This is a genomic window from Singulisphaera photorubra, assembly GCF_045290345.1.
GTDB lineage: Bacteria > Planctomycetota > Planctomycetia > Isosphaerales > Isosphaeraceae > Singulisphaera.
Window position 1 is genome coordinate 5,835,123 of record NZ_CP155447.1, and the last position, 18,252, is coordinate 5,853,374.

Sequence of the window (18,252 nt, forward strand, 5' to 3'; positions counted from 1 at the left end):
GATGGCGAGTTGGCCCGAGAATCCGCGACTGATCAATACCCGAATCCCCCGGCTCGATGGCATGGCCAAGGCGTCGGGCAAAGCCAAATACCCCTCCGACGTGCGTCCCCAAGGGATGCTCTTCGGCACCGTTCTGTATAGCCCCTATGCCAATGCCACGATCGTCTCGATCGACACCTCGGCCGCCGAGAAGATGCCGGGCGTGAAGGCCGTGGTCGTGCTCGCCGGGGCAGGCAAGAAAGTTCAGTACCATGGCGACGACATCGCCGCCCTGGCCGCCGAGACCGAGGAGCAGGCCCGCGACGCGGTCCGCGCCATCAAGGTCGAGTACGAGCTCCTCCCCCACGTCGTCACCGAGGCCCAGTCGATGGCCCCGGGGGCGCCTGAGATCGTCAAGGGGGGGAACACACGCAAGGCCCGCGCCATCACTCGGGGCAAACCCGACGAGGCGATGAAGACGGCCGACGTGACAATCGAGGCCACTTACTCGTTGCCGGTGATCACGCACGTCTGCCTGGAAACTCACGGGCTGACCGCCAAGTGGGAAAGCGATGACAAGCTCGTCGCCTGGGCGAGCACCCAAAGCGTCCGCACCGTGGCCAGCGAGCTCGCGGGCAAGTTCAACATCCCGACCTCGAACGTCACCGTCCTGACCGAGGTGATGGGCGGAGGCTTCGGCTCGAAGTTCGGGGCCGACATCTGGGGTCAGGCCGCCGCAGAGCTTTCTCAGAAGGCGGGGGGACGACCGGTCCGGATGTTCCTCGACCGGATCCAGGAACACCTGGCTGCCGGGAATCGTCCGAGCGCCTCCGGTCACGTGGTGCTGGGCGCCACGAACGACGGCAAGATTGTCTCCCTCATCGCCGAAACGCATGGGACAGCGGGACTCGGGGGCGGTTCACAATTCCCGTTCCCGTACATCTACGAGGTCCCGAATAGTTCGCGCGGTCACACCGATGTCTTCGTCAACGGCGGCAAGGTCCGGGCAATGCGGGCTCCAGGCCACCCCCAAGGCTGCTCCATCATGGAAGCGGCCATGGACGACCTGGCCGACAAGCTCGGAATTGACCCGCTCAAGTTCCGGCTCAACAATCTCCCCGACAATCAGACGCCGAACCTCAAACCGGTCTACGAGGCTGAGGTTCAGATGGGGGCCGACCTGATCGGCTGGAGCAACCGCAAGCCGCGCGGCACCAATGGCAAAGGGCCGATCAAGCGTGGCCTCGGGATGGCCTTGCACACCTGGGGTGGCCGCGGTGTGGACGGCAATCAGGTGAGTTGCACGATCAGCCCCGACGGCTCGGTCGAAGTCAAGAGTGCCACGCAAGATATCGGCACCGGCGCCCGGACCGTCCTGGCGATCATCACCGCCGAGGTGCTCGGCCTGGAACCGACCGATATCCATTCGAATATCGGCAACTCGACATTCCCGCCGGGCCAAGGCTCAGGGGGCTCGACGACCACTCCCTCCATGAGCCCGCCGACCTACCAGGCCGCCCTCAAGGCCCGCGACGCGCTCTTCGCCAAACTGGCCCCCACGCTCAACGCCAAGCCCGAAGACCTTTCGCTGGCCGGTGGCAAGCTGCTGGTCAAGGGCGAGGTCAACATGTCCTGGAAGGACGCCTGCCGTAAGCTCGGGATGATGCCCATCTCGGTCATCGGTGAGTTCGACCAGACCCTCGCCAGTTCGGGCGTCGGTGGCTGCCAGTTCGCGGACGTGTCGGTCGACATCGAAACCGGCGTGGTCAAGATCAACAAGATCGTCGCGATTCAGGACACCGGCCAAGTCATCGACAAGCTCACCTGGGAAAGCCAGGTGTACGGCGGCGTGATCGGCGGCCTGAATTACGGACTCTTCGAGGAACGCGTGATGGACCCGACCACGGGCGTCATGCTCAACCCCGACATGGAGCTCTACAAGCTCGCCGGCGCCTCCGACATTCCGGAGATCATCGTGCGGTGCTACGAGCCCGATGAGCAGAAGAAGCGCGGGGTCATCGGCGTGGGCGAACCCCCCACGGTCTCGACGGCCGCCGCCATCGCCAACGCCGTCACCAATGCCATCGGCGTTCGGGTCGCCGAATGGCCGATGTCCCCTCGAAACGTGCTCAACGCCCTGGCCAAGAAGACTTCAAAGAATGGGGAGGCGTGACCGATGAATGCCTTTGATTACGCCGCCCCCGCGAGCATCGAGGACGCCGTCAAGCTCCTCGGCACTCCCAAGAGTGAGGCGCTCTCGGGCGGCACCGACCTGCTCTGCCGCCTGAAAGACTACGTGTCCGACCCCGCCCGCGTCGTCTATCTCAAAGAGGTGAAGGCCCTGGCCGGCATCTCCGGGAGCCCGACGAGCGACGGCCTGACCATCGGCGCCGGGACTCTGCTCGCCGACGTCCTCGATCATAAGGGACTCCGCACGTCGTATCCCGCCCTCTGGCAGGCCACGCTCGAAGTGGGTACTCCGCAAATCCGCAACATGGCCTCGGTCGGCGGTAACCTCCTCCAGCGCCCCCGCTGCTGGTACTACCGCGCCGGCAACGGCCTGCTCGCCCTCAAGGATGGCAAGAGCCTGGTCCGCCAGGGGGACAACCGCCACCACGCCATCTTCCTGACCGACGGCGACGCCCTCTTCGTCAACCCGTCGAGCCTCGCCGCGCCGCTGATCGCCCTCGGGGCCGAGGCGACGATCGTCGGGCCTAAAGGAGAACGGACGGTCAAGGTCGAAGACCTCTACCAAATTCCCAAAAAGGACGCGGACCGCGAGTTGACGATCATTCCCGGTGAGGTGCTCACCAAGGTCACCATTCCGGCGGCCAAGGGGAAGAACGCCTCGTACGAGGCGCGACAGAAGCAGGCACACGACTGGCCGTTGGTGCTCGCCTCGGTCAATCTCACCCTGGACGGCGACAAGGTCTCCAAGGCCCGAGTGATCCTCGCGGGGGTCGCGCCGATCCCCTATCGGAGCGAGGAGGCCGAGAAGGCGATCGTGGGCCAGGCGATCACGATGGAGACCGCCGCCGCCGCCGGCGCGGCCGCCATCGCCGCGGCCAAACCGTTGTCGATGAACGAGTACAAGGTCACCCTCACCAAAACCGCGGTCAAGCGTGCCCTGCTCGCCGCGGCCGGCAACCGGTACTGGGAGGAGGTCTGAACGACGATGTCCGACGGCGATCCGAACGAACTGCCGGTTGTAGAATCGTCCGTCCCTTGCCGCCACCTGCGCAACAAGGGAATGTACGTCTACACCGATGTCGTTGAGAACGACTCGCACCCTGACTACGACAACACCATCTTCTGGTGCCTGCAAACCATGAAGGGCTTCGGGCCCGACGATGACTTCGTCGAACGGTACGAATGCCGTAATCCGACCCGGGCGTGCTACGAACCGATGTGAACCCTCCGTTCAGATCAGGCACGTTCGACTTGATTCGATTGTGAGTCACCCCAGCCCCGAAGGAACGGTCGTCACTCGCTGACCTCCGCTCCCTCGGGGCTCTGGTCGTTTGAGCCCGGAAAGCGGGCCGTCCGGGTCAGTCCCAGACGGCTGGGGTTCACTCCCAACGGCCAGGCCGGCCGTTCTACGGGATGAATGAATTCGGTAGGGCGAGGACGGTTCGGCCCCGGAATCGGTACAGACGATCGCCGTCCCAAACGACCAATCGATAGAACAGGAATGAATCGCGGACTCGTCAAGTTTTTTGAAATTCCTCTTGAATCGAGATCGACTTTGCGACCATTCTAATGTTGAGCCGTTACCCGCGACATGCGGCACGGCTTCTACATATCGGTTCCCGTCACTTCCTCGAGTAGGGAGAGAACTGCCATGGGCGACAAGGCACCGAAAGACAAGAACAAGCAAAAGAAGATCGACGACAAGAAGAAGGGCGCATCAGCCAAATCCGCGGCCGCGCCGGCTGCCCCGGTTTCGGCGAAATCAGCCAAAAAATAACGGCTCAACGAATTGGGGAGTGGCGTCTCGCCCACCGAGGCGAGACGTGGCTCACACCTCCGTTGACCGCTGGACTCGTTGCGGCGAAGTCGGCCAACGAGTCACGACAGACCTGATCAGCATGATGCGTCTCGCCCCGCCCACTGAGGCGAGGCGCGTCACGCCTCCATCGACCGAGACATTCGTCTCGGATCGATCCCTTGCCGGAGGTTTTCCTGGGCGGTTGCCAGGCTCCGCGTGCTCAGCGCCACGGTGAACGGATGGCTGGGGACGGAATGTTGCGCATCGGAGAGTTGCCCGGCCAACGCCAGCGCGGATTGGCCCAGGTACTCCCGGCCGCCGGCCTGCCAGAACGAGGCCATCCAGTAGAGCATCCGCCGATAGAGCTCGAGTTGGCCGAACAGCCGGTGCTCGAACAGGAAACGATAAGCGCCCGCGTCCCGCTTGGGGTTGGGCAAAGCCTCCGCCCCCTCGCGAAGCGCAATTTCCTCAGCCAATTCGTAAGTCAACGGCGAGTCATCGAGCCAGCTCGGGCAGGCGTCGAGCACAGCTTGGGCTCGGTCGAACATTTCGTCGAAGGGGAGCACCGAGGGATCCCATCCCGGAAAGGGAGCGGGGAACGGGAGCGCACGGAATCCGGGAGGCATCGTGGCCTCGAGCCAGTAGCGAAGCGTGGGAGGGGTGGATCGGCCGCAGAGCAAGACGCTCCCACCCAGGAGCCGGAGGGCCAGCTCGGGCACGTTCTCGACGATTTCGAGATCGGTCTGCTCAACGAGTTCTTCGAAGAGGCCGGCTTCCTGCGGCGAGTCGAGGTCGGCCTGGCCGATCACGTCGCAAACTCCCTGGCTCACGTCGCAGACAAAGGCCCCGGCCGCCAGTGAACCCTTCCGATACGAGGCGAGCACAATCGTGCCACGCCCTCGCCCGTCGAGCGCGGTGACCAGCGATCGGGCCACGCTCGACTCGGTCTGGATCGCAGTCGTCGCCTGCCCAACCGCGGGGAGGTCGACCTTGGAGCGGCCCGTCAGCCAGTCCTTGGCTCGTGCCACCACCTCGGCGTCGGGATGGTCGGCGGCGATTGACTCCCAGACCGCAACCAGGTGCTCGTGAGTTTCGCTGGGCTGGGACAAGGCCTCGAGAGCGGCGGCCCGAGTCGGAGGATCATGAGCGAAGCAGAGGAGCCGGAGGAATTCAGCGAGCCCCGGCCCGATCGGCCCTTGGGCCAGGCCCTCGATAATCTGGGGCCGAATCTCGGGTTCCACGGCACCGAGGCCCTGAAGCGCCAGCCAGGTCCCCTCGGGATCCCCTTCGAGTTGCTCGGCCAGTTGCTCGAGCGATCCTTCCTCATCAAGCAGTTCGTCGAGCTCTTCCGAGCGCGCGACGAGTTCGGGGAACTCGTCGAGAAGCTCCGCCCCATCCAGCAGCGTCACCACTTCCCAGGTCCGCTCGGGAGAAAGGTGAGGCTGGCTGACCAGAGCCGTCCCCAGCTCACGTAGCAGCGCCGGGGTCGCGTGGGCCTCGATGATCCGCAGAATCACCTCTCCCTCGGTCCCGCTGAGGTCCGACATCCGCTCGCGGGCAGCGGCGAGCAGGCGGTCGGCCGGTACCCGTTCGATCAATCGATCCAACTGTTCGTCGCGCTGGCGTTCGGTCCACTCGGGGTGGGTGCGAAACGCCTCGAGGAGGGCTTCGGGAGTCTCATCGTCCGATGAGGTCAAGTGGTCGGGCGGCTGCGGGTCCATGCGCGCTCCGGTGAGCTTGGCCAGGATTATTCTCGGCCTATTAAGCTGCCAGACCGGCCGTTGCACGACAAGGTGAATCGGAGCCGGTTCCTCCTGGAGAGCCGACCACGAGGAGTCCTCGCCCCCATTCCATCATCGTGTCCAAACGGGTCGATTCAGTCTTGGTCCGGTCGCAACCACCCGGCATCGAACTCGGTCTCCAGTACGACCGGTTCGTAGAGACTCGGGTCGATCTCGGTCAGGAATCGGCTCGGCGTGGCAACGACGTTGGGGCCTCGTCCTCCTCGAGAGATCAGAAGCGGGTAGGTCAGGTAGAGCTCATCCATGGCGCGGGTGACCGCAACGTAGAAAATCCGACGCTCCTCATCCTCGCCCCCCGGCTCTCCCAGGGCCCGGTAGTTCGGGAAGTTCTCCTCGATCAGGCGGGGGACGAACACACGCGACCACTCCAGCCCCTTGGCCTGGTGAATCGTACTCAGGACCAGGATTTCCGCCGGGTTATCCCCCTCGGCGAGCGTGTCCATGCCGTAGACGTCGCCAGCCAAGAGGAGTTCGGCGATCAAGCGTTCGAGACTCTCGTAGCGTGCGGCGAGCACGCCGAGTTGCTCGATGTCGGCGATCCGGTTGTCGGGGCGGTCGTACTTCACGCGGAGCGTCGCGGGGTATCCCCCCTCGAGCAGCGCCGCGATCGCGGCGGCCGGATTGCTCTCCGGGCCGGACGCCCTGATCTTGTTCAGATCGGCCACCAGCCCGGCGAAGAACCCCTTGCTCTTGGCCGGCACCAGCGCCATCGTCTCGGCCGTGGCGAGCCGCTCCAGGGGATCGGCAGACCGGGCGAGATGCTCGCAGATCGCAGCGGCCTTGACCTGTCCGATCCCCGGCAAGAGGAGCAGGACACGCCTCCAGGCTGCGTCGTCGCGTGGGTTGACCAGAATTCGAAAATAGGCCAGGGCATCCTTGATATGCGCCTGCTCGAAGAAGCGCAGACCACTCCGCACCGTATACTGGATGCCTCGTGAGACGAGGTCGGCCTGGAGCAGAATACTGTCGTGGTGGTTGCGATAGAGAACCGCCATCCGGTTCAGCGCCACGCCTTGCTCGTGGCACTCGAGGATTTGCTGGCAGAGAAACTCCGCCTCCTCATAGGCATCCGCCGTGGGAACCGCGATCGGCCGGACGCCTCCCGAACGGGCCGAGACCAGGGTCTTGGGAAACCCTGAGAGATTGTGGGCGATCGACGCATTCGTGAATGCGACGATCTCGGGGGTCGACCGATAATTCACCTCGAGCTGGAACAGCCGCGCTCCCGGATGGCGGTCCGGGAACTTGAGAATATTATCATAATTGGCTCCCCGAAACCGGTAGATCGACTGCGCATCGTCGCCAACCGCGGTCAGATTCCCGGAACCGGCCCGCGCGATCGCCTCGACCAAGGCGACTTGCACGATGTTGGTGTCCTGCATCTCGTCGATGAGAATATGGCGGAACATCCGCCCTTGGGCAGCGAGCTGGTCGGGGAACTCGCGGATCAGGCGCCCCCACTGCCCGAGCAGGTCGTCGTAGTCCATGCAGTTGGCCGCGCGCTTGCGACCGGCATAGGCTTCCGCCGTCTTCTCGAGATGCCCGCGCCACGGCTCGAGGTCAGGATGGCGCTCGGCCAGGACCTCGTCCAGCGGGCGGCCGACGTTGAAGACGAAGCTCAAGAGGTGCTGCACCAAGGCGGGCTTCGGGGCCATCTTCCCGGTCCCGAACAGCCCGGCGTCGTTCATCGCCAGTCGAATCAGGTCGAGTTGATCCTCACTGTCGAGAATCGTGAAATTCGTCCCATACCCCAGCAACGTGGCCGATCGCCGGAGCATTCGATTGCCGACATGATGAAACGTACCTGCCCAGACTCGCGCCGCATTGGGACCGATCAGTGACTCAAGGCGTCCGACCATCTCGCGCGCCGCGCGGCGGGTGAACGTGACCAGGAGGATCGACTCGGCGGGGACCCCCTTGGCGATCAAATAGGCGACCCGATAGGTAATCACCCGCGTCTTCCCCGAGCCGGGACCGGCCAGGATCAGATTCGCGCCGTCGGGTGCGAAGGCGGCCAGACGCTGCGATTCGTTGAGGTCCTGGCCAAATCGCTCTGCGAGCCGTTGATCGGCAACTTTCTTGAGCTGAATTTTCCGCATGCAAATCCCGGCTGATCATCCTTAGGGGATGATAGGGCGTGTTGAAATCGTCCTCAGGGATCCCATTATACGACGACCCGAAACCCTGAAAACCAGGCTCTCTACCCGGGCAGTCTGACCTTCCCCAAACTCACCCTCAAAAGTGCCCGCTCGCCGCGGCCACTCCGCAACGAATCCCACGGTATCCAGGTCAATTCGAAATGGTTCAGGAGACGTGAGAGACTTTGATGCCGTTTATTTTCGCGGTTTCGGCATGGACGGCAAGGCATTCTCCTTGTATGTTTGAGAGCCGAGACGAATCCTTTCTGTGCCTTGCAGGGTGGAAACCTGAGGGAATGTTTCAACCTGCCAACACCTCTCTGGGTTTCGTCTCAGCAGATTCTCCCTACGCCGACCGACGGCCGGAACCACTGGGGATGAACTCCTGACCGAGAGGTTCCTTCGACCTCGTTGGATTTCCACCCGATCTATTGCCCGCGACTTCCGTCGTGTCGGATGGCACGGCACCTGCCACCGTTTTAATCGGTTGCCTCCCCCATTTACTCCGAGCGACTGCCATGAGCACGGCCGAACAATCCTGTTCCGGTGTCTTGGAGATGCACCCCAAAGGGTACGGATTCCTCAGAGACCCCGCGCGGAATTATAAGGTGGGGACGAACGACGTTTACGTTGGCTCTCCCCTGCTGGCCAAGTTCCAGCTCCGCCAAGGGGTGCGACTGACAGGTCGGGTCGAAGGTCCGGCCAAGCGGGGCGAATCGCTCCGGCTCGCCGAACTTACGGAAATCGAAGGCCGAACGCCCGATCAGTATCTCGGACTTCGGGGCTTCGATGACTTGACCGCGATCGACCCCCACGACCGGATTCATCTCGAAGTCGGCCCCGAGCCTCTCGGGATGCGCGTGATGGACCTGCTCACGCCCATCGGCAAAGGTCAGCGCGGGCTGATCGTGGCTCCTCCGCGAACCGGCAAGACGATTCTCCTCCAGCAACTGGCCGCCTCCGTCACCAAGAATCACCCCGAACTCACCCTGTTCGTCCTCTTGATCGACGAGCGGCCCGAAGAAGTGACCGACATGCGCCGGACGATTCAAGGCGAGGTCATTGCCTCGTCCTCGGATCATTCCACCGAGGAGCACATCCGGCTCGCCCAATTGACAGTCGATCGCGCCAAGCGAATCGCCGAGACGGGTGGGCAGGTCCTGATCCTTCTCGACAGCCTGACTCGCCTCGCCCGGGCCTACAACAAAGGATCAAACTCAGGCCGAACGATGTCGGGCGGAATGGACATCAAGGCGATGGACGTCCCCAAGCGACTCTTCGGCGCCGCGCGAACCTTTGATGAAGGCGGCTCGCTCACCGTCCTGGCCACCGCACTCATCGACACCGGCAGCCGGATGGACGAACTCATCTTCCAGGAGTTCAAGGGGACCGGCAACATGGAGGTCGTCCTCGACCGCCGCCTGTCCGACCGCCGCGTCTGGCCGGCCATCGACATTCAGCAGTCGGGCACCCGTAAGGAAGAACGACTCCTCGACCAGGAAACCCTCGGACGCGTCAACCTGCTCCGCCGTAGCCTCTCGGAGCTCAAACCGACCGAAGCCATGGAATCGCTGGTCAGACAGATGGCCAAGTTCCCCAGCAACAAAGCCTTTCTCGAACGAATCGGCCAGTTCCAGAAAGATCATTGACGACCGCGCCAAATGAGTCGCCCGGCCGATTCTCTAGAGAGGTTCACCCTTGGGTTGCGCCCATTCGGCCCCTCCCTCTCGGTTGACTACGAACTCAGACGAAGACAGGAAGCCGAGGCTCCCGATTCCTCCACAGTGCGCAACTCCATCGTGAGCCGCGCTAGTCGTCCTTGAGCCTCTTGATCAGGATCTCCCGAAATTGGATCGGGCCGCCTTCGGATTGCCAACCGATGTGGCCGCTGTCTGGCGAGGCCCCGGTACCCTGGGCGACCTCGACTCCATTGATCGTGGACGTGATTCGGCCGTTCTGGCAGGTCACTTCGAGGTGGTTCCACTGGCCGATCGGCTTGATTGCTTGCTTCTGTGCCTGGGCGTTCTTGGCCCCTGAGAATTTGGCGCCGAAGATCGCGAAGGTATTCCCGGAGTCGGCGTTCAGAAGTTGGACCTCGATCGACTTTGGCCAGACCTTGTGCGGCTTCTGAACATGCAGAAGCACACCACTGTTGCCGTTGAACCTGGCATCATCGGCCAGGCCCTCAGGGCGATCGTATCTCCAGTCGAGCTTCAGAATATAATTGTGATAGGTATCCTTGGTGGCAAAGTAGCCGTTGGTTTTTCCAAGGACCTTGATCTCGCCCTCCACGATCTTCAGCGATTCGGGGCTGATTCCGATCAGGTCGAACTGGGCGGGGTCATCTCCCTTGACCAGCGCGACGAAGCCGTCATCGGCCCTGGCTGAAATGGAAACCGTGAGTGCGGCGATCGCCATCACCATCCAGGAGCACCGGCGCATGAGATCGACCTTTCTGGAGCGAGGGAACCATACTCTTTCGAGCCCGGGGGCTTGATCGGACCAACTCGAGTATCATGGCGAGTGGGGTTGAGAGCAAACCGACCGGTTTGGCCCGTGGTTCCGAACCTACTTCTACTTCCTTGGTGCGCTCAGCCGCAAGGTCCAGGCGGCCTCAAGAGTCGAGACGAGCAAAGCCAAAGACTGACCGCAAGTTAACTGGGGGGTAGGCTCGCCCGGGTCTTTTCCAGAAGGCACAACGCGTTAACCCACGAGGTTGCGTCCGCTGTCTCATGAGTTTCTGAGTTCCCAAGCGATTCACGGGGCTGCAATCATGATTCCCAACCGTGCGAACGCCTTGCTCCCGGCGCTACTGATTCTGGCCGCGTTCGGTCCAGTCGCAGGGCTTTGGGCCCCAGCCGTCCGTGCGGCCGATGAGGTGGCTCGTTCGCTCCAAAAAGAACCGATCTTCGAAGGACTGGGCTCTCACGGCCGCAAGATCACGACCAACTCGCCGGAGGCACAACGCTACTTCAATCAGGGGCTTGCGTTTCTCTACGCATTCAACCATGACGAGGCGATCCGTTCGTTCCGGCAGGCAACGGAACTCGACCCCGCGTGCGCCATGGCCTGGTGGGGAATCGCGATGGCCCATGGGCCACACATCAACAATCCGGTCGTGCCCGAGGAGCGAGCGAGAGCCGCTTGGAATGCGATCGTGAAGGCACGGTCGCACCAGAACAAGGCGAGTGTGGCCGACCAGGCCTTGATTGAAGCGACCGCCAAGCGGTATTCAGAGACGCCGCCGGAAGATCGCAAGGCACTCGATCAGGCGTACGCCACGGCGATGGGGCAAGTTTGGCGGGACCACCCGAAAGATGCGGACATCGGCTCACTCTATGCCGAATCCCTGATGGATTTACGGCCTTGGGACCTGTGGCAGCCCAACGGAGCGCCTTTTCCGGGCACGGAGACGGTGGTCAAAACCCTCGAGGAAACGTTCGCCATCGATCCGAACCATCCGCTCGCCTGCCACCTCTATATTCATGCGGTCGAGGCGTCGCCCCATCCCGAGAAGGCGTTGCCGGCCGCGGATCGGTTGCGATTCCTGCAGCCAGGCCTCCCGCATATGGTCCACATGCCGTCCCACATCGACGTCCGGCTCGGCCGTTGGAAGTCTGCGGTCGAGACAAACGAACGGGCCGTCGCGGCCGATCGGGCGTACCGGACGATCCGGCCGACGCAGGGGTTCTACCGGATCTACATGCTCCACGATTACCATCTGCTCGCCTTCGCCGCGCTGATGAGGGGCGAGAGCCGTAAGGCCATCCGCACGATCGACGCGATGCTGGCCGAGATCCCGATGGAGTGGGCCCGCGAGAACGCGGCGATCGTCGACGGGGTCTTCGCCATGCCGCTGGAGGTCCGGTTGCGGTTCGGGCGGTGGGACGAGGTGCTGGCGGCCCCGGAGCCGGAGGCAACGTTCCCGATCGCCCGGGCGTTCCGGCACGCGGCCCGAGGCGTGTCGTTCGCCGCCACAGGGCGGATTGAACTGGCCCGCGGGGCTCAAAAGGAGTTCCGAGCGGCGCGAACGCGCGTCCCTGAGAACGCACGCTTCGGCAACAACTCGGCCCCTGCGATCCTCGACGTCGCCGAGCACCTGCTGGCGGGAGAACTCCTCTATCGCGAAGGACACGAGGAAGCGGCCTTCGACGCTCTGACGACAGCAGTGCGCGCCGAGGACGCCCTGAATTACGACGAACCCCCGGACTGGATCTTGCCGGTGCGCCATGCACTCGGCGCGGCCCTGATGACGTCGGGCCACTTCGAGCGGGCGGAAGCGGTATACCGTGAAGATCTGAAGCGGTTGCCCGACAACGGGTGGTCGCTATACGGACTGATGCGAGCCCTGGAGGCACAGAATAAAGACGAGGAGGCAAAGTTGGTCCGAACACGCTGGGATGCGGTCTGGAAAGACGCGGACGTGCAAATCTCCTCTTCCTGCTTCTGCCTCTCGGGGCAATGAGGAGAAGCGAGCGAAGCGACCCGATCCTTTCCCGAACGAGCGAAAGGCCGGCCGGATGGCAAACCTCCGCGTGGCCAACTCCCCACAGGAAGAGTGAAACCCGGCGATCGACTTGACGGCTCGCGGTATATTGAAGGGCTGAAACAAGAGCGTCCCCGACGACGCAAGAATGCAGTCGGGGAGCTCACATCGCTTAAAATGCAACCAAGGATGCGCGGTTGTTCCTCTTGTCCGTGCCTTGGCAGAGCGATACTGTGATAGAGTAAGATCGAGACGTAGTCGACTCATCTCGGTCCCCCTCGTTTTTCTTTTTTTTCCAGGCTCGCTCATCACTTAGGAGCGATCGCATGGCTGAGTTCGAGCATCCCCGACCGAATCGACCGGATGATTCGAACGCCGACGATGAGGTCTACGGCCTGGCCGGCGACGATTCGGTTGACTCTGACGAAAAGACCCCGGATCCGTCGGGCGTCTTTGACGACCAGGGCGAGGACTCTCGTTCTGATCAGGGCCGATCACGCCCTCTCAGTCCCTCGACTCCGCCACCGGCCCCTTTACCTCGGCTCTGGAAGGTGGCTCCGGATCCGCAAGAGGCAAAACGCTCCAAGCGGACGGACGCCACACCGGTTCCCCCGGCGAAAGAGAACGAGAAGAAAACGGCAAAAACGGGTTCGACCGCTCGCAAGCCCGAGGAAGGCGGTATCGAACGATCCGGCCGGGTCCGAACACCCAGCGAGAAGGAAAAGGCCGCCAAGCCGGCACCGCGAGAGCGGAAGGCCAGTCACGAGGCAGACGCCCCGGCCAAGAAAACGCTCGTTGAGGACACACCGGCCTTCGACACCTACGAGGCGCGGCAGCGTGTTCGAGTGCTCCTCGGCGGCGTGCTCCTCGTGGTCTGTGTTGTCGCCGGGTTCCTGACCATAGGCCCTTACCTGCCCAATTTTTCGACTGGCGACAATCCAGGTCCGGAAACGCCAACGGCAGACTCCCCGGCTCCGGTGCAGGCCCCACAAGCCCTCGAACAAGAAGCTCTCAGCCTGTTCGAGCGAGCGCGTGAAACGGCCCAGAAAGGGGACGCGAAGCTGGCGATCTCGCTTCTCAATCGGGTCGTGGCTTCCTATCCGAACACCAACGCGGCTAAAGAGGCGAAGGAAGCGTTGGCGCGGCCCGCTCGGAATCTGCCTCTCTTTATCGACCGCCCAGTCGTTGTGGCCAACCCCTCCGTGGCGAAGCCGCTCGAGCCCAAAGCAGCGCCGGATGTGGTCAACGCGACCGCGCCGACGGCTCCGCAAGGGAATTCCGCCGAGGTCGCCATCCTCTACCCGGCAAACCCCGCGGAACTGACTCCGGGGGCGCCGCCAAGCCCACCTCAGGAAACGGCGCCGCCGGTCGGCCGCCCGCTCCCCAAAGGATTTCACTCTCGGCCTGGTACTCAGGCCCACGAGTCGGGCTGGGCGTTGGAAATCATCGGTGATCGTGACGGAGCGACGATGGTTTTGGTCCCCGGCGGTGAGTTCATGATGGGGAACGACGAAGGGGACGTGACCGAACGCCCTGCGCATCGCGTGTCGCTCTCGACGTATTACATCGATCAGCATGAGGTGAGCGTCCGTCAGTTCGACCTCTTCGAAAAGGAGATCGGCCGGCGGATGGACCGGGTCCGTGCCCTGGCGCGTGAGGAGACGATCGCCCCAACGTCCGCGGACAGCCCGGTCGTCATGGTCAGTGCCAAGGAGGCGAAAGATTTCGCCACCTGGGCTGGCAAGCGGCTCCCCACCGAAGCCCAGTGGGAGATGGCGGCCCGAGGTCCTGACGGACGGATCCATCCCTGGGGCAATAATCCTCCGGAGTGGGGAAAGACGCGCAAAGTCCGGCAGATCGATCCGATCATGACCTATTCCGACGACGTCTCCCCCTTCGGCGCGTACGACATGGCCGGCAATGCCTGGGAATGGACCAAGGATTGGTATGACTCCCGCTACTTCGTCCTGGTCAAGAACCAGAAGCTCTCCGACCCGACTGGTCCGGCCATCGTGCCACGGACCTTCCAACTTGCGGTCAAAGGGGGCTCGAAGACCTGGACCGTGACCAAGCGCGAGGGCATGAAGTTCGAGCAACGGCTCCCGTTCCTGGGCTTCCGTTGTGTTCTCCCCGTTGAAGGACCGGGCAATGCCTTCGAGCCACCGCCCAAGCCCACGCCGCCAGGCGGAAACGCCCCTGGGCTGATCAACACCGGCGAGGCCCCCCCACCCTTCTGAACATTGGGAATCCCGAGGGGGTGGAGGCTCTGACCATTCCGGAAGGCAAGTAGGCTGCGACGAAAAAAATCGGCGATCAGACGACTGTCCGCACCATCGATCAGCGAGGCGATTTATATTCTTGTAGGGTCCGCTGTGCGACCGTGAGTTAAGCACGGAAAGTCGGAACAGCGAACCCTATGGGACCACGTCATCCGACATCCGCTCTGTCTGGAGGAACCACTCGGCGTCATCCTTCGTGCTGATGACAAGGAGCCCGTTCCTGATGTAGTAACCCAGGCCGAGCGGGCCGAGAACCTCATAAAGCGTGTTCTTGAGTGGCACACCACGTGAGGCGATCGTGATCGGAGCCTGCATCGTCACTCCGGCTTCCGCCAGGGCCACCGGATCGACGTAGAGGGGGATCCCATTCTCCATCGGCCCGACCGGCCGGACGAAGACCTGCTTCGTGTACCACCTGTCGCTCGCCACCCAGCCGGTCGAGCGCTTCACATGAGAGACCAGGCCCGCGAGCGTCGTCCCGGTGTCGAACGGCATGTCCAGGGGCTTATCGAGCTCGGCCAGGATCACCCCATTGGCATAGTTGCGCGCGGTCCGCAGCGCAGACCTGAGATGGGCCTCTCGCTCCTTCGCCCTCTCGTGCTGGGCCCAGAGGGCGAGCACCAGCGCAACGACAACGACCCAGTACATCAAAGTGCGAAGCCGGAGCCAACGCATTCCCGACCTCCTGAATCTGCATCCGTCGCGTCTCTCGCGGTCCCAAACTTCCCAAGCCGGTGGCGAAATCAAAGGGGTCAGGAGCCAACATGGCCGTATCGGCTCCTGACCCTTTTGATTTCTGATTTCATGACCCCTTTGATTTCAGCCGAATCCATTGCCCAGCTAGAAATGGCACTGTTTGCCGGTCATCGCCGGTGAAGTTAGCTCGGCGAACGTCGGGCTGATCGACTGCGGCGGGAATCCGGGCCAGGTCACTTGGGGCGGCGCTTGGGGATCAGAGCCCCCGTGCGGCTCTTGTATTCCAAAAACGCGGAACCGAAGAGGTCGAGCAGTAGTTGCTCTTCGAGCCGGATTTTCCGCAGGTAGGCGAAGAGGATGATCGCGAGGGCGAGTATCCCACGCATCTCGCCGGAAACGATCGCTGTGCCCAGAAACATACCGAGAATCCCCGTGTAGATCGGATGACGCACTTTCCGGTAGGGTCCGGCCTCGATCAGCTTGTGATCCATCATCTTTGCTAACTTGCCACTCCAATAGGGCCCCAGGCAGTGTCGAGACCAGATCGCGAAGCCAATGGACACCAATTGAATCACAAGCCCAACCAGTCCGTTGATCGGTGAGGCCGGGGGCCATCGCCAACCTAGCGCCCCGAAGGGAACGGCTAGAGAGATGATGAGGGAAGTCCAGAAGAGTGAGAGATGAAGCACGCGGGAGCGAAGTGGCTCGCAGAACTTGCCGACGTCGCGTTTCCTCCGTGGCGTGAGCCAGTATACAAGAAACAGGATCCAGAGGATCGTCGATAGGTAGAGCGCGTGCTGCATCTCCGAACCCCCGGGTCGGCCTATCTCTTCTCAAACGTCACTATGGCACCCACACGTCTCTATCTTTCACAGAGACATGGGGACGCTGATTCGGGCGATCATCGGGCTGCTCGGGGATGTTGAATTCGGCGGGTTGCTACCAGGGCGAATTCAAAGGGGTCACCAGAATCATGGCCCTGTCCCGTTGTAGCCCGACGGGCTTGCGGGGGGCTTGGCCGGGTGAGAGATTGGGAGCATTGACAGCAACCTATCGGCTCGATCGAGGAGGCGTCAGATGCTCGTGCTCAGCCGGAAGAAGAACGAGAGCGTCATAATCGGCGACGACATCACGATCACGATCATCGATATCCGGGGTGACAAGGTGCGGTTGGGGTTCGAGCGCCCCGTAGACCTCAGCGTCCACCGCAAGGAGGTGTACGAGGCGATCCAGGCCGGCTCCGAGCCGGATGAGCACAGGACTCCGCCCGCCGTCCCCTTCAAGCGGGTTGTCCTCTCCGAACGTCAGGTCGCCACGATCGATCGGTTCCGGGAGTCGATCCGAGAGCATTCCGGTGCGGAGCTAACCCGAGAGGATGCCGTTGATACACTCCTGACGGCCTTTGAGGCGGCGGGAAAGAACCTCCCGGCCTTCGTGTACGGGGCCATGCAGGGGCCGTATCCGTTGTGAAAGTTCTGATCGGCCCGACGGATGCTCTTTGCCGCCTCGAAGTTCGCCGCACACCGGTACGGACGAACTCAAACGGGTCAGGAGCCGATATGGCCGAATCGGCTCCTGACCCGTTTGTATTCGCCCAAGGACATGCATTGCGACCTCAGGTTCGCAATGCATGTCCTCTTCTCTTGACAGTCAAGATGAGCCCGACGTTTGGCTCGTCGCAAGGGCCTGGTTGAAAACGATGGGTGTTCAATGAAGATTTTTACTCATGTTCGCGTTGATATGTCTCAGAGCATCGTAACCTTGATCGAGTCCTTGCGATCCTTGTTCCCCGAGCAGATCCTGCCTAAGGGCTTCATGTGCGAGGCGCCGCTGGACGACGAGCGAACTCGCCAGGTTCTGCACCTGCTGGAACAGGCCGGGCTGAAGCCCTGGGACTTCACCACGGGATTAGAAAAGAAAAGTGATTCGGAATTCAGCATTTCGCTAATACGTGAATACGACGCCGACGATCTCGCGGCTTGTGATTACCTGGAGATTTGGCCGCCCTCCAAGGCGTACCACCCGGAGGCGGACCTGAGGACGGACTCGGGAGAGATGCTCATCCCCCAACGGCATCTCCCACGCGGATTTGCCATCATGAGCAGCCATCTCTATCGGTCCTATTTCGTGACCGAACACGCTAAGTCCGTCCTGGAGGCCGTTCCCTTCCGAGGTGTCCGACTCAAACCGGCATCGTACCAACCGTCCAGCCACAGGAAGATCTCCACCGACCCGTCGAACGCCCTCGGCCCCAGCACGCCCTACTGGGAGCTTGACAGCGACCTCACGATGCCGCCCCTCTCGCCCACCGTGAGGCTCACCGATCGAGATTGCAAGCCGGTTCGCCGAGCTGATTTTTCCAACGGTATGCAACGAACCGATAACCTATTTAAGCCTGTGGAGTTGCATTATCGGAAGTCTGAGCTGGAAAGGCTCGAGGAGTTCGACCTGGCTCGAACGTTCGAGCCATTCGGGAATCATCGGGGCTATCAACGCCTGTTCTGCCCCTTGGTGGCTTCGAAGCGATTCTACGAGACCTGCGTCGCGAACAAATTGAAGACCGGATGGGCCCCAGTCCGCGTCGACCCGGAGTGATCCCGGCAGGGGATGCCGTCGGAGGGGCGAATTCAAAGGGGTCAGGAGCCGATACGGCCATCTCGACTCCTGACCCCTTTGAATTTGTGAAAGGTGCGTGCCCTGCCCGCTGGCTTGATTCCTACATGGCGGTCTTTTTTCTCCCTAAGCACGTGGACCTGGTCTTTCTTTGCATTGAATCATGTGCAAATCATGGGTGCCACGGGTTGTACTCAACCCGTGAGCCAAAAACCCGGGCAATCGTTCACGGGTTGAGTACAACCCGTGGCACCCGACGCCGATTGCAGCA

Annotated in this window: 13 protein-coding genes and 1 pseudogene; 9 read left to right on the forward strand and 5 right to left on the reverse strand. The window is 62.4% G+C overall.

Translation table 11 applies throughout. The features are described 5' to 3' along the window. Nucleotide 1 precedes the first annotated feature (1 nt). The 4 genes from V5E97_RS22020 (at nucleotide 2) to V5E97_RS22035 (ending at nucleotide 3,946) form a co-directional block, all read left to right on the forward strand. On the forward strand, nucleotides 2–2,152 hold the full coding sequence (locus V5E97_RS22020) for a xanthine dehydrogenase family protein molybdopterin-binding subunit (protein ID WP_406693683.1): 2,151 nt from the start codon (nucleotides 2–4) through the stop codon (nucleotides 2,150–2,152). A gap of 3 nt (nucleotides 2,153–2,155) precedes the next feature. Further along, complete coding sequence (locus V5E97_RS22025) at nucleotides 2,156–3,148, forward strand: FAD binding domain-containing protein (protein WP_406693684.1); 993 nt, start codon at nucleotides 2,156–2,158, stop codon at nucleotides 3,146–3,148. A 6-nt stretch (nucleotides 3,149–3,154) separates the two neighbouring features. Then, nucleotides 3,155–3,391, forward strand: coding sequence for a hypothetical protein (locus V5E97_RS22030; RefSeq protein ID WP_406693685.1), 237 nt, complete (start codon nucleotides 3,155–3,157; stop codon nucleotides 3,389–3,391). 429 nt (nucleotides 3,392–3,820) lie between these two features. Then, entirely contained in the window at nucleotides 3,821–3,946 is a 126-nt protein-coding gene (locus V5E97_RS22035; RefSeq protein ID WP_406693686.1) for a hypothetical protein, read from the forward strand. 158 nt (nucleotides 3,947–4,104) lie between these two features. Here the strand turns inward: V5E97_RS22035 and V5E97_RS22040 are convergent, their stop codons facing one another. After that, on the reverse strand, nucleotides 4,105–5,688 hold the full coding sequence (locus V5E97_RS22040) for a hypothetical protein (RefSeq protein ID WP_406693687.1): 1,584 nt from the start codon (nucleotides 5,686–5,688) through the stop codon (nucleotides 4,105–4,107). Nucleotides 5,689–5,843: 155 nt separating this feature from the next. After that, entirely contained in the window at nucleotides 5,844–7,868 is a 2,025-nt protein-coding gene (locus V5E97_RS22045; RefSeq protein WP_406693688.1) for an ATP-dependent helicase, read from the reverse strand. 557 nt (nucleotides 7,869–8,425) lie between these two features. On the opposite strand from V5E97_RS22045, the gene rho reads away from it, so the two are divergent. Then, a complete protein-coding gene (gene rho / locus V5E97_RS22050) occupies nucleotides 8,426–9,556 on the forward strand; it encodes a transcription termination factor Rho (protein WP_406693689.1) in 1,131 nt (376 codons plus the stop codon). 160 nt (nucleotides 9,557–9,716) lie between these two features. Here the strand turns inward: rho and V5E97_RS22055 are convergent, their stop codons facing one another. After that, nucleotides 9,717–10,331, reverse strand: coding sequence for a 3-keto-disaccharide hydrolase (locus V5E97_RS22055; protein ID WP_406693690.1), 615 nt, complete (start codon nucleotides 10,329–10,331; stop codon nucleotides 9,717–9,719). Nucleotides 10,332–10,680: 349 nt separating this feature from the next. On the opposite strand from V5E97_RS22055, the gene V5E97_RS22060 reads away from it, so the two are divergent. Together V5E97_RS22060 and V5E97_RS22065 are read left to right on the forward strand one after the other, a co-directional pair. After that, nucleotides 10,681–12,372, forward strand: a complete 1,692-nt coding sequence (locus V5E97_RS22060; protein ID WP_406693691.1) for a tetratricopeptide repeat protein — start codon at nucleotides 10,681–10,683, stop codon at nucleotides 12,370–12,372. A 347-nt stretch (nucleotides 12,373–12,719) separates the two neighbouring features. Continuing rightward, the gene (locus V5E97_RS22065) at nucleotides 12,720–14,630 is read left to right on the forward strand and encodes a formylglycine-generating enzyme family protein (protein ID WP_406693692.1); all 1,911 of its coding nucleotides are present in this window, start codon (nucleotides 12,720–12,722) and stop codon (nucleotides 14,628–14,630) included. 177 nt (nucleotides 14,631–14,807) lie between these two features. Here the strand turns inward: V5E97_RS22065 and V5E97_RS22070 are convergent, their stop codons facing one another. Next, a complete protein-coding gene (locus tag V5E97_RS22070) occupies nucleotides 14,808–15,347 on the reverse strand; it encodes a hypothetical protein (protein ID WP_406693694.1) in 540 nt (179 codons plus the stop codon). Between the two features lie 254 nt (nucleotides 15,348–15,601). After that, nucleotides 15,602–16,171 (reverse strand): methyltransferase family protein, encoded by a 570-nt coding sequence (locus tag V5E97_RS22075; protein WP_406693695.1) that lies wholly within the window; start codon nucleotides 16,169–16,171, stop codon nucleotides 15,602–15,604. A gap of 274 nt (nucleotides 16,172–16,445) precedes the next feature. Here V5E97_RS22075 and csrA point away from each other — a divergent pair. Continuing rightward, nucleotides 16,446–16,634 (forward strand): annotated as a pseudogene (gene csrA / locus V5E97_RS22080) (carbon storage regulator CsrA); the annotation flags it as partial. 444 nt (nucleotides 16,635–17,078) lie between these two features. Next, entirely contained in the window at nucleotides 17,079–17,963 is an 885-nt protein-coding gene (locus V5E97_RS22085) for a hypothetical protein (RefSeq protein WP_406693696.1), read from the forward strand. Nucleotides 17,964–18,252 lie beyond the last annotated feature (289 nt).